Below are 11,087 nucleotides of genomic sequence, written 5' to 3'. Positions count from 1 at the left end.
GACGCAGGGGATCGGGACTCGCGCCCGCGGGTCCCCTTCCCCGGTGTCCCGGGAACCGCGTGGGTGTGCGACCCGGGCCCTCCTCCCGGGTCGCACGTTGTTGGTACGGCGGGCGGGGAACTCCTCGCTCGCCGTACCGGCTTCAGGACCGCCAGGTGCGGGGTACGGCGGGCCGGGCGGGAGGATCGGGCAGCGCGGCCAGGATCTGTGCCTGCCGGGTCAGCTCTTCGTCCAGGCGCTGGGCGGAGGGTGCTTTGATCAGGAAGTCGATGCCCGCCTCTCTTTCCCGCCGGTGGGGGATCTTCCGGCGAAAGGCGCTCCAGACGTGGACGCCGGTGCCGTTGTCGTGGGAGATGTTCCAGCCGGGGTGCGCCTGCCGCAGCTCGGCGAGCTGTTCCTTGTGCTCCGGCGTGATCACGCGACCCTCCGGCGTGAGGGGTAGGGGTGCTGCGGCGCGGCGGCGGGCGCCTGGGAACGTGCGCCGCCGCGCCTGTCCGAGGGAGGCGGAGCCGCCGGGGCGGGCGCGGGTGTCTCGCGCCGGGTGACCCTGGTCATCTCCGCCTCGTACATCCGGGCCTCCAGGCCCGTGGCCGTCTCGTGCTCGACGATCACTGGCTGAGGGGCAGGCCAGCTCGCCACGGCGTAGAAGCGGCGGTTGCCCAGGCTGTAGAGCACGGTCCAGTCCGGCCACGTGCGGTCCAGCCGTTCGGCCGAGAAACTTTCTTAAAGGTGCCCTTTCGATACAAGGTTGTGACGGATCGGTTATAGGGCGAACAGGTGGGCCGACTGATTGGCCTGCCCCGCCGGTCACCGACCGGCGGGGCGTCGTCGTCTCAGGCTCAGGCCGACGTCGGAAGCGCATCCTCAAGGTCTCGCGCACCTGGCGCCCGCATACGGTCGAGCAGCTTGACCACCTTGCGGAGGTCCCCAACGGCGTAGATGTTCACGGCCACGGCGTCAGGCGCGATGCTGAGTGCCGTCTCTGTCGCGGCCTCGGCCTCGCCCGTCATCGCGTGAGCGCGCGCCAGGCAGGCTCCGAACCACGCACGGTCGCGCCGGTAGGACTCCGGAAGGTCCGACAGTCCTCGTTCGAGAAACGGCACCGCGCGTCGGCCGTCGCCGATCTCCAGCTCGGCCATGCCGCGCTGCATGAGGAACCAGCCCTCCCCATAGAAGTACATCCACGGCGGCTCATCATCCGGACGCTCGGCCGCGCTCTTGATGAGGTCCTCGGCTTCTCCGAGCAGGGATCGCGCGGCCTGTCCCTCGCCCATCTGAGCGTGCCCCCGGGCGGCCATCTGTGCGGCCATGCCCTGGATGCCAAGGGTTGTACGGCCGTCATGCCAGCGGGACGCCTCGGCCAGCCGTACGCAACGCTGAGGGTCCCCGACGCTCCATGCCAGGTGTGCCCGCATGTTCAAGGTCGTTGAGGCCAGGGCGGCATCTCCAGCCTCTAGTGCCCAGCCATGGGAGCGGTCATACCAGGCGAGCGCCGCGGCCAGGTCGCCGGAGTCCTGGCACATCCAGGCGAGGAACTGGGCGTACTGGGCGACCATGCTCACTATTCGATCACCTGGCTTCCCGGAAGCACCCCGGGCGAGATCGGTGACGGTGGCGAGTTGGGCGCGGACCACGGGCATGAGGGGACGACTACCCATGGTGTCCTCGGCTCGGCGGTGCTCGGCAAGGCACCTCTCCAGCCACTCGATCGTTTCCAGGTCTACGCGCCGCGGTTCGCTGATCACCTTCGTGATCCGTTCATACATCTCGGGGTCGGGTGCCAGGGACGGGAGAGCAAGAGCCGGAAGCGGCATGCCCGCCGAGTCGAACAGCTCTGCCGCGCTCAGCCCGAACACGCGACACAGCAGCGTCCGATACGGCTCATCCGGCTGGTTGTGTCCGGCTTCATACGCCTTGATCCGGCGCACGATGGACTCTGCCGACGGCAGATGAGCATGTTCGCCAGCCGCCCCGATGAGTTCGCGAGCCAACCCGCGTTGACTCCATAGCCGGTTGCGTCGTTCGATGCGTAGCCGTAAAGCCCAGCCGGGCAAGTCGTCAGCGGCCATGAACGCACCTCCGCAAGGTGGGGGGACATCTGCCCATCCCTCAGTGTCCCCCGTGTGCACCTGTGCTGGGCAGATTACGCAGAGATTGGATGCAGGAAGGAGCGGAGACAAGCGGAACCCCGCAGGCGGCCAGGCCATACGGGGTCCCTTGATCGCAATGGAGGTGCGATCCGTGCAAGATGGTAGGGCCACCGTGCCCTCCCCGGCCATCCCGGGATGGCGGTTGATCATCAGCGACAGGGGCCGTTTCTGGGCCTTCCGTCAGACCCGGTTCCCCATCGCGGCGCGGCGGGCCGGAGCCAATTCGGAGCTGGACGCCGACACCCTCGCCGAGATCGAGGCGGCCGTGAAGCGACAGGAAAAGATCGCCGAGCAGGTGGCCTCATGATCGGGCGCCGTCGATCCCGCGCGATGGGACGGCACCGCGACGGCCAGGCACCCACGAAGGTGTATCGGCGACTGTGGGACGGCCCGGCGCGTTCCGAAGCGGAACACCTCGACCGGATGTGGCAGGGGTGGAGCGTGCTCTACAGCCTCGGCGAACGCCGCTTCTACGCCCTCGCGGCCTGGCCGGTGCCGGAACCGCTGATCATCGCCGACGACACCGCCGAAGGTCTGGCGGAGCGGATGCGCGAGGCGGAGACGGCCTTTATCCGGCACGCGCTCCCCGCGCCCGCGTCTCTTCCGGACAGGCGCGACGGCGCACGTTCCCAGGCGCCCGCCGTCGCGCCGCGCCACGGCCGACGCCCCTACCGGGAAGCGGCCTGAGACCGGCGCGGCGGCGGGGAGTGCCGTCCTCGCCGTCGCGCCTCTGGACGTGCGGCCCAGGAGGGAGGGGCCTGGGTCGCACACCCTCGCGGTTCCCGATGGATCGGGGAAGGGGAACCGCTCCGCACCGGTCACCATGCCCCCGTGACCGGCGCCCCCGGTGCCCGGCCAGACAGCCCCCGCCTGGCCGGGCACCTTCCACGCTCACCGCCTGGCATGAGAGACGATCTTGACCGAACGCGACCTCGAGGTGATCGCCCTGCTGGGCAGCATCTATCCGGCCTGGCGCTTCCAGGTGGCCGACGCCCCGGGCATTGCCCGGTGGTGGGCGCACCTCTACCGGCCGGTCACCGCCACCGAGCACAAGGCCGGTGTGCGGGCCTCCGTCGGCCGCACCACCCCGGAGCGCCTGGCCGAAGCGCTCGCGCGCCACGCCGAGATCATCGACCGGATGCGCCCGTAACCCCCTTGATCCCCGGGCGGTTCGTGCCGACCACGCTCCGCGAGCCGTCCGGACACTCCCGCCCCCACTCCCACCGAGAGGTCCCCCCATGACGGCCATCCTGGTCATCGGCTCCGACGGCACCTTCGCCCTCGACGGCGTCGCCGAGCGGTTCCTGACCCCCCGCGAGGTCGCGCGCCTGTTCGGGGTGGATCCCAAGACCGTCAACCGGTGGGCCGATGCGGGCAAGCTCACCTTCATTCACACTCCGGGCGGGCAACGCCGCTACCGGGAAGTCGAGGTCAACGCGCTGCGGAACGGCGGACAGGCGTCCTGACCGGCCGGACCCCGGGCATCGTCGGCCGGGCGAGCCGGTCAAGGAACGGCCCGTTGGGACGGCCCGGGGGCGTCCTCGACGCGTCAGGGCACCCCGACGGGGGCCGGATCCGGACTTTCGACGGCGTGAAAACCCGAGGGGGCACGGGTCAGGATCCCCGCTCGCCTCGGCGTACCGAGGGCGCCCCTCGCCCCTGGCCGGGGCAAAGCCGGGGCGGTGGTACCTCGGAAAAAAATCAGGGGGCGCGGGTCAGGTGATCCCTGTCGTGATCACGTGGCCGGGGCGCCCCCCTTCGCCCGGGTCAGGTGCGGGTGTAGGGCGCGTGCCAGTTGCCGGGCCTGGCCACGGGCGGTTGTCCGTCGAGTTCGTAGTGTTCGGCCTCTGACTCGAACGGGTCTTCGCCCCGGGCGAGCGCCTGGCAGTCCACGCCGTAACCGAGCACGGTGATCCCGTTGACCTCATACTTCCTGAGCACGTGATGTTCCTGTTCGCTTGCGTCGTTCGGGTCGTTCGGACGGCTCAGCCGGTGGCGTGGTCAGGGTCCACGCTCCGCTGTCCGGGTCGTAGGTGGCCTGACCGGTGCGCAGCCGTTCGGCGACCCACGCGGGAAGCCGCTCGCCAGGCACGAAGGTGACCGGTGTTCCGTCCTCCGGCCGTTCGGCCCGGATGTAGCCGGTCGCCAGCTCAGCGGATCGGACGGGCGCGGGCGCGGCTCGCTCGAACGCGACGCGGTCCACGCTGGCCTGTGCTGCCGCTGCATCCAGGTCGTTCAGGTGCGCCATGGCGTCACGCTCCCTGAAGGGCACGGTAGACGGCGAAGGCGCGCGGCCGGGTCACCTGCACATCCCCTCGCCAGTGGGCGACGATGCCGATCTGGCCGTTCTCGGCGTAGCGCTCGGTCAGGGTCTGGATCGTGAAGTTCAGCCGCTGGCCGATGAGAAGCTGCCGCCAGTCTCCGGCGAACAGGTCGGTTGCCCGGCCGGTCATGGTGCCCTGTGTGTAAGACGGGATCTGGTTGGAGACGTAGCGCGGCACTTCGGCCACGGCCGACGGCACCGCCAGTGGCTGACCGTTGGAGTCGTAGGCGCGGGCGTACTGTCGGGCGGCCTTGCTGTTCCAGATGAGCCCGGTCGGTTCCTCGTTGAAGTCCCGCGCGGTGAAGATCGTGTCGATGACCTCGTTCCAGTACGATCCGGTCGTCTGGGCGGTGCCGTTGGTCTGGCCACCGAGCACGCTTGTGGACGCCACGGCGTTGAGCGTGCCGAGCACGCCGCGCGGGTTCGGTGGGGTTGCCAGGCTGATGGATCCGGCGCCGCTGGTGATCGACCCGTACAGCGCGACGAGGTCGAGCTGTAGCGCGACGGCAGAGGCGATGGCCTGAGTCACCACGTCGTCCACGTTGTTGGCGTCCTGGAACCACTCCAGCGAGCCGACCACGAGCGCGCTCATGGTCTTGGAATCGAGCGTGACATTGTCGAACGTCGGGTCGGATGCGGTGATCGTGGAACCCTCGGTGCGGAACGCTGCGGCCGGGTCGCCGGTCAACCGGCCGACCTGAACCTGTCGGGCGGGCATCGGCACGATCGTTGCCCCGGCCTGGAGTACGGCGGCCAGGTTGCGCGCCCGGTCGATGATGTTCCCGGCCCACACGGTCGGCACCACGGCGCTTCCCGAACTCGTGGTGATCGCCCGGACCAGGTTGCCGAGATCGCCGTGAGTTTCGATCACGGCCCGCTCGCTGCCCTCCTGCCGCTGGATCTGCTCGCGTACGACGTCGTGCTCGGCGAAGCGCTGGCCACGCGCCAGCGCGGCCGGGCGCCGGTCGTCGGTGCGGATCCACACCGGCTCGCCCGGGTCAGGCCGTACCGGCTCACCCCTGAACGCGCCCGGCAACGGGCCGTGGACGATGGGCTCGCCGTACCCGGTGCCCCGCTCATACGACACGCGCCCGCTACGAACGAGGGTCAACAGTCGTTCGAGCTCGCTGAGTCGGGCGGTCTCCCGGTCGATCTCGGCGCCCTGTGTTTCGATGCGGGCGAGCAGGTCGCCATGCTCGGCGCGCTCGGTCTCGGTCAGGTCGCGCCGTTCCTGCTCGACCGCGTCCAGCATGGCGCGGGCGCGGGTCAGTGTGCGCTCACGCTCGGCGGTCAGGTCGGCGATCTTGCGGTGCTGGTCGTCCAGCGCGGGGAAAACGATCTCGCGACTCATCGCGGGTCACCCTTTCTAGGTGTGGCGGCCTCCAACAGCGCCAGGCGGGCGCGGGCCACCGACAGATACGGCGTGACGAGTTCGCCGGTGAGCTGGCCGCGAACCCCGGTGATCACGGCGCCCTCGTAAGCGGGGAAGGCAACCAGGCTGATCTCGTTCAGCCGGACCTCGGTCCGGAGCACGGTGCCGTCCTGGGCGCGGTCGTGCCGGATGTCCCGGAACCCCACCGACAGGCCGTCGAGAGCGCCGTCACGGATCAGCTCCAACGCCTCATCCCCGGCGCGCGTAGCCGAGATCCTCAGCTCGGCATACAGCCCGGCCGGATCCTCCCGGAGCAGGGTCGCCCGGCCGATCGGAAACGCTCGGTGATCGTGCTGGGCAAGTACCTTCACCCTGGCCGGTCCGCGCTCGGCGATCGTGCGCGTGAACGCGCCCCGCCGGAACTCCTCCCGGTACGGCCCGGCGCCGTCGTCCACCACGGTCGCGACGCCGAACGGCACGGCAACGCCGGTCACGGTCCGGCCGTCTCCGGCGATGGACAGGTCAGCAGCGCGGAAGGCGCGAATCAGATGATCATTCACAGCAGCCACCAACGGCAGAGGTCGTCACGGATGACGGCGACCTGTGGTGGCGCGTATCTGCGCTCCGGCAAGCGTCCGGATGCCAGCGGCGCGGATGCCGGGCCGGTGACGGGGCGCGTCGGTGGCCGGGCGGTCGAGCCGCATCGGGCGTCACTACCAGGATAGCCAGACTGATCACGGTTGGTGTGCTCCCCTTCGGACGGGCAGGGGGGCGGCCCCGGCACGTACCGGGACGGCCCGACTCCTGACCCGCGTCCCCCTGATCTTTCTTCCGTACGGGTTCAGACGATCTCGGCGACGATTGAACCCATGGCATGCCCGGCCCCGGGCGGAAGCGCTTCCCGGGGTAGGAGTGTCCCAGGGGGAGACTTCGGGGGACGGGGGCGCGGGTCGTCCGCCGGTCGTGATCAAAAACGCCCCGGCTCGTTCACAGCAGCGTCTCGGCCTGGCGCGGAGATGGCCTGTGCAGACGCTCCGCAAGGTCGTCGAGGATGCTCGCCAGCTCGGTGGCCGTGTCGGCGGCATTCGACAGCGGGCTGTCTCCCTCATCGTCGGCGTTGGCCTCGTGGAGGTCGGCGAGGTCGTCGGCGAGCCGGTCGGCGAGCGTGCGGGCGCGACTGACCAGACGGCCGGTGTCGTCGGTCAGGGCATCCAGGATCGCGGCGAGTCCGGGCGAGATGGCGGCTGGTGTGGTGGTGGTCATCGTTCGTTCCTCTCGGTGCTGTCTGCTCATGGCTTGATCTGGGCGACCGGCGGCCATGGGTCGTCGGTGACGTCGTCGGCTGGAGTGCTGTTCGCTCTCGCCTCGCTGAGGTCCTGTCCCGTCCCGTCCCGTCCCGTCCCGGTGTTACGCGTAACAGGGGGCGTAACGGTGCGCAGACTCGCGGCCTTCTCACACCGGTCGGGGTCGCACAGGGAGTGATCGCCGTTGCGGTGCGCTCGACTCTTGCGCATCCGGATCTTGGACTTCTCGGCGTTGTCCCGGATGGATGGGGCGGGGATGTGCTCGGCGATCAGCGGCAAGATCACAACGTCGCCCTCTGGGCGCACCCATCCCGCCCCGGCGAGTTCGGCCAGGCATCCGTCAGGGTCGTCTACGTCGGAAGCCCGGCGCGCCCGGGTGAGCGGCATCCGGCCGTCCCATCTGCGCTGACGCGAGCACGCCTGAACCATCGCGAGGTAATGCCAGCGCGCCGGGTAGGACACGCCGTCCCAGTCGGGGCGCTCGGTGAACAGGTCGTCATAGCGGGTCCAGCTCATGCCGCATCGCCCCGCCGGTCGCGGTGCGAGATCACCACGAACTCATGGCGCGTCTGGGCGTAGGCGAGCACGTCGGCCACGCGGGACGCGGCGATCACCCATCCCCGGCCACGGCGCGACCAGCGGGGCGTGTCCGGCGAGACCAGCAACGCGACCCGCCCCGCCTCTTCGCCCCGCACGAGCGCCAGGCCGTGAGCCTCATCCACCGTGACGAACAGCCACGGCGCCCGACTCATGCGGCCATCTCCGACGGGTTCACGAACACCGTCCGCAGTTCCCAATCGCCCCATCCCAGCGACCGGCAACGGCGCACTTCGGCAACCAGCTCGGCGCGGAACAAGCCAAACGAGCACGGCCCGGGGCGGTCCGGCGGGTCGAGCGGATCCCGGCGCCCGTCGGCCAGCAACGGCAACCGCCACGACGCGACCCGACGCCGGGCGAGCTGCCCTCGCACGTCAGGGCCGTACCGTAGGGTTTTGATGTCGAAGTCGCCGCTCTCGACTCTGAAGGCCGCCTCTGCCCGGGGGCGGCCTTTCTCTGCGTCAGGCGGCATCGGGCGCGTCTTCCCGATCCTGACCTCCCGTCGCGGGCGAGAACAGAAGCGCGCGTAGCCGTTCGACGGCTTCCGGCCGGAGCGGCGGCGCGGTCTCGACCAAGCGCCGGATGTAGTCCTCGGCACGGGCGGCCTTCAGGTCACAGCGTGCGCGCTCTTCGGCTTCCTGGTCGCCGAGTTGCGTGGCGCGGGCCAGTCGGGCGCGGGCGTTGGTCCAAGACGGTGCGGATTCCACAGAGTCCCCCCGGAACTCTCCGGACGGCGACCCAGGTCTCTCCTCCCGAGAGATGGCAGTCGCCGGTTGTGGCCTGTTCCCCGTGTCCCTCAGGACAGGCCACCTCTGCCAACGGTGGGGGGCCGCGAAACGGTGGACACCGTTGTTACCTTCGCCTCCGTGCGAACCACGGGACCGGAAGGCCGTAGACCGATTATGGCTAGGTCAGGGTAGCCATGTTGCGTAGGCCGGAATCCTTTGCCATCTTCTGGCGATCTTCGACCGTTTCCTATCCCTCCATGTGGCGCAGGCAGCAGAAAGGGCCACGCCTTCCGTCGGCGTGACCCTTCGTGCTCACCAAACGATCATTCGGCACGTCGCCACACCAGCCGTTCGGCAGCAGGCGTCCAGCGGTAGCGCACCGGTGAACGGGCGATCCGGACTTCCCCCAGATGCTCAGGTGTGAGCAGAATCGCGGCGACCTTTCGGCGTGCCGAGACCGGCGCGGCCTTCCAGTGCTTGGCGACATCGGCCCCCGGCTCTATGAGTGCGACCAGATCCCCGGGCGTGGTCAGCTCTCGAAGGCGCGTCTCGGCGTCAGCAACCTTGGGCGTCAGGTCTTCGATCAGCCGGGCGAACATTCGAGCTTCGGCGACCGTCATGGGACTCTCATTCTCCGCCTTTTGCAACTCCGCTCGAAGCTTCGCCAGTTCGGCCGTGACCGTGGCGACCTCTACCGAGTCATTACGGCTGACGAGTTCTTCGTAGACGTCGGGGCGCGACAGGTAGCCGAGAATGGCGCCTTCGATGATCTGGTCAACGTCGGCCTTCGTGATCCGGACGCACCCCTTGTCCTGGCACATGTACTCGCCCCGCCCCCGGTGAAGGCGTATGCCGACTGGCCCTCCGCACACGTCGCATCGCACGATCATCGTGTATTCGTAGCGCACGCGCCCCGGTCGCTGTGCGCGGGTCTTGTGTGCGGGCTCCGACAGGATCCGCTGAACGTCCCAGTACAGCGCGCGGTCAACGATCGGTTCCCATGTGCCCTCGATCAACTCGCCCTTGTATAGGCGATACCCGGCGTAGACGGCCTTCGTTGCCATCTCTCGAAGGTGCGGGCCGGAGAACGGCTTTCCCCGCCGGTTGACGATCCCACGCGCCGCGAAGTCCCTCTCCAGTGCTTTGAAGCTGTGTCCCTTGCGAATTCGCTCGAACAGCTCAACGATCACGGGCGCCTTGTCGGGGTCGGCCTCCCAGGTGATCAGGCGGCCGGTGCGCGCATCGTGCAGCGGGCGAAGGCCGTACGGGCACACACCGTGTGGGCGGCCTTCGGCCGCCCTGGCGGCCATGTCGCGTCGGATGCGAAGCGCAGTCTTGGCGCTTTCGTACTCCGAATCGTTCGCGTCGTCGATCAATGATCTTCTGTCTCGCGGGTTCGCGGGGTCGTAGGTCCGGCCGTGTGAGGTCACATGAACGAGCTTTTCACCATCCTCCAAGAGGTCGAGCATGGTTGCCCATTCTCCGACGCGGCGAGAGCCGCGGGAGGACTCCCACAGAACGAGCACATCGGCCCCGAACCGGCCGGTCTCCAGGTCCGCCATGAGAATGGCGAACTCGTCTCGCGCCTTCCGCGCGTACCGGGACGCGGACACGGCTTCGTGCTCGGTGTAGGGCTCCAGAAGCGTGATGCCGTGCTGGTTGGCTGATCGGGCGTTGTCGTCGTGCTGCTGGGTGATCGACTTCATCCGGCCGGATCGGTCCTTGGATACGCGGAGGTACTCACGACCGGTGAGCAGGAACTTCTCGGTGAGGGGGAGCATCGTTGTCGTCATGGGCTCACGGTACCTCTAGCAAAGTTTCTCGGCCTCGGCGCGGGCCGGGCCGTCCCACACCCGCCGATGAACGGCGGTGATGGCCTGCCCGTCACGGTGCCGTCCCGGCTCGCGGGACGCACTCAGCCCGATCACGACGTCACCTGCCCGCCCTGATCGGCCGCTCTCTCCTGGTGTTCGACCTCGCGCTGGAGCGCCTCGAAGGTGTCGGCGTCCACGGTGCGAAACGGCGGCGTGTACAGCGAGCCTTTGGTCACCGCGTCGGGGAAGGGTTTGTCACGGGTGGCCCACAGACGCCCGGCGTCACTGCGCATCACCCGCCAGCCGGGGATCGTCTCGGCAAGGGTGGGGGACTTACCATTCTCCATGGATCGGACCTTCTTCCGATCAAGGACCTGTTCCGGCGGTCGCGACGTCGGGCAGGTCCGCCACTTATGGGATCAATGCGGAGTGCAGCTGCAAACCTGTTCCAAGGCTTTACGCAGCAGCTTCAGCCTGGTGATGCGCTGCGGCTTTGCGAGCCAGTACCGTCCAGGCGGCATGTTCCGCTGAATCGGCGGCACGAGGAGATGCCGCGTCACTACCAGGATTCGCCCATCCGGCATCTCCCAGTCGTCGGTCTCTCCGGCTGGCACCAGGAAGTACACGGCGCGCTCGACCGGATCGACGAGAACTGGAAAGTCCCCAGCAGGCAGGTGCGTCAGCGCCGCCAGACCGATGTATCGCGGTACGCGGATTGCATCCCACCGGTGACCCGTTGGATTCGGTGGCGAGTTTGTAGCGCTGTGCGGTATGACCCCGATCGCATCCATGATCAATG

General features: G+C 68.9%; 19 protein-coding genes. 4 read left to right on the top strand and 15 right to left on the bottom strand.

The window, feature by feature from the left end; genetic code table 11:
• Positions 1-142 precede the first annotated feature (142 nt).
• The 3 genes from AB0395_RS27480 to AB0395_RS27470 form a co-directional block, all read right to left on the bottom strand.
• The gene (locus AB0395_RS27480; RefSeq protein ID WP_366285592.1) at positions 143-418 is read right to left on the bottom strand and encodes a hypothetical protein; all 276 of its coding nucleotides are present in this window, start codon (positions 416-418) and stop codon (positions 143-145) included.
• A complete protein-coding gene (locus AB0395_RS27475; RefSeq protein ID WP_366285589.1) occupies positions 415-675 on the bottom strand; it encodes a hypothetical protein in 261 nt (86 codons plus the stop codon). The genes AB0395_RS27480 and AB0395_RS27475 overlap by 4 nt, the downstream gene beginning before the upstream one ends.
• A gap of 164 nt (positions 676-839) precedes the next feature.
• Entirely contained in the window at positions 840-2,069 is a 1,230-nt protein-coding gene (locus AB0395_RS27470; RefSeq protein WP_366285587.1) for an XRE family transcriptional regulator, read from the bottom strand.
• 172 nt (positions 2,070-2,241) lie between these two features.
• Between AB0395_RS27470 and AB0395_RS27465 the strand changes: the two genes are divergently transcribed.
• The 4 genes from AB0395_RS27465 to AB0395_RS27450 all read left to right on the top strand — a co-directional run bounded on the left by AB0395_RS27465 (position 2,242) and on the right by AB0395_RS27450 (position 3,616).
• On the top strand, positions 2,242-2,457 hold the full coding sequence (locus tag AB0395_RS27465) for a hypothetical protein (RefSeq protein WP_366285584.1): 216 nt from the start codon (positions 2,242-2,244) through the stop codon (positions 2,455-2,457).
• Complete coding sequence (locus tag AB0395_RS27460; RefSeq protein WP_366285581.1) at positions 2,454-2,837, top strand: hypothetical protein; 384 nt, start codon at positions 2,454-2,456, stop codon at positions 2,835-2,837. Before AB0395_RS27465 ends, AB0395_RS27460 begins: the two co-directional genes overlap by 4 nt.
• Positions 2,838-3,066: 229 nt before the next feature.
• A complete protein-coding gene (locus tag AB0395_RS27455) occupies positions 3,067-3,300 on the top strand; it encodes a hypothetical protein (protein WP_366285579.1) in 234 nt (77 codons plus the stop codon).
• An 88-nt stretch (positions 3,301-3,388) separates the two neighbouring features.
• Positions 3,389-3,616, top strand: coding sequence for a BldC family transcriptional regulator (locus tag AB0395_RS27450; RefSeq protein WP_366285576.1), 228 nt, complete (start codon positions 3,389-3,391; stop codon positions 3,614-3,616).
• 301 nt (positions 3,617-3,917) lie between these two features.
• On the opposite strand, the gene AB0395_RS27445 is transcribed toward AB0395_RS27450, so the two are convergent.
• The 12 genes from AB0395_RS27445 to AB0395_RS27390 form a co-directional block, all read right to left on the bottom strand.
• A complete protein-coding gene (locus AB0395_RS27445; protein ID WP_366285574.1) occupies positions 3,918-4,091 on the bottom strand; it encodes a hypothetical protein in 174 nt (57 codons plus the stop codon).
• Positions 4,075-4,398 carry a hypothetical protein gene (locus AB0395_RS27440; protein WP_366285571.1) on the bottom strand — a complete coding sequence of 108 codons (324 nt, stop codon included), beginning with the start codon at positions 4,396-4,398 and terminating at the stop codon, positions 4,075-4,077. The genes AB0395_RS27445 and AB0395_RS27440 overlap by 17 nt, the downstream gene beginning before the upstream one ends.
• A 4-nt stretch (positions 4,399-4,402) precedes the next feature.
• Entirely contained in the window at positions 4,403-5,824 is a 1,422-nt protein-coding gene (locus AB0395_RS27435; RefSeq protein WP_366285568.1) for a phage major capsid protein, read from the bottom strand.
• Entirely contained in the window at positions 5,821-6,405 is a 585-nt protein-coding gene (locus AB0395_RS27430) for an HK97 family phage prohead protease (RefSeq protein ID WP_366285565.1), read from the bottom strand. The genes AB0395_RS27435 and AB0395_RS27430 overlap by 4 nt, the downstream gene beginning before the upstream one ends.
• Positions 6,406-6,832: 427 nt before the next feature.
• On the bottom strand, positions 6,833-7,108 hold the full coding sequence (locus AB0395_RS27425; protein WP_366285562.1) for a hypothetical protein: 276 nt from the start codon (positions 7,106-7,108) through the stop codon (positions 6,833-6,835).
• 26 nt (positions 7,109-7,134) lie between these two features.
• Positions 7,135-7,665 carry a hypothetical protein gene (locus AB0395_RS27420; protein WP_366285559.1) on the bottom strand — a complete coding sequence of 177 codons (531 nt, stop codon included), beginning with the start codon at positions 7,663-7,665 and terminating at the stop codon, positions 7,135-7,137.
• A complete protein-coding gene (locus AB0395_RS27415; protein WP_366285557.1) occupies positions 7,662-7,901 on the bottom strand; it encodes a hypothetical protein in 240 nt (79 codons plus the stop codon). The genes AB0395_RS27420 and AB0395_RS27415 overlap by 4 nt, the downstream gene beginning before the upstream one ends.
• Positions 7,898-8,218 (bottom strand): hypothetical protein, encoded by a 321-nt coding sequence (locus AB0395_RS27410; RefSeq protein ID WP_366285554.1) that lies wholly within the window; start codon positions 8,216-8,218, stop codon positions 7,898-7,900. The genes AB0395_RS27415 and AB0395_RS27410 overlap by 4 nt, the downstream gene beginning before the upstream one ends.
• A complete protein-coding gene (locus tag AB0395_RS27405) occupies positions 8,208-8,453 on the bottom strand; it encodes a hypothetical protein (RefSeq protein WP_366285551.1) in 246 nt (81 codons plus the stop codon). The genes AB0395_RS27410 and AB0395_RS27405 overlap by 11 nt, the downstream gene beginning before the upstream one ends.
• A gap of 344 nt (positions 8,454-8,797) precedes the next feature.
• Positions 8,798-10,267: a recombinase family protein gene (locus AB0395_RS27400; protein WP_366285548.1), complete on the bottom strand. Its 1,470-nt coding sequence runs from the start codon at positions 10,265-10,267 to the stop codon at positions 8,798-8,800.
• 131 nt (positions 10,268-10,398) lie between these two features.
• Complete coding sequence (locus AB0395_RS27395; protein WP_366285545.1) at positions 10,399-10,635, bottom strand: hypothetical protein; 237 nt, start codon at positions 10,633-10,635, stop codon at positions 10,399-10,401.
• 72 nt (positions 10,636-10,707) lie between these two features.
• Complete coding sequence (locus AB0395_RS27390) at positions 10,708-11,079, bottom strand: hypothetical protein (protein ID WP_366285542.1); 372 nt, start codon at positions 11,077-11,079, stop codon at positions 10,708-10,710.
• Between the last annotated feature and the right edge of the window lie 8 nt (positions 11,080-11,087).

The organism is Streptosporangium sp. NPDC051023 (assembly GCF_040689595.1).
Lineage (GTDB): Bacteria > Actinomycetota > Actinomycetes > Streptosporangiales > Streptosporangiaceae > Streptosporangium.
This window is presented reverse-complemented; position numbering and strand designations above follow the sequence as displayed.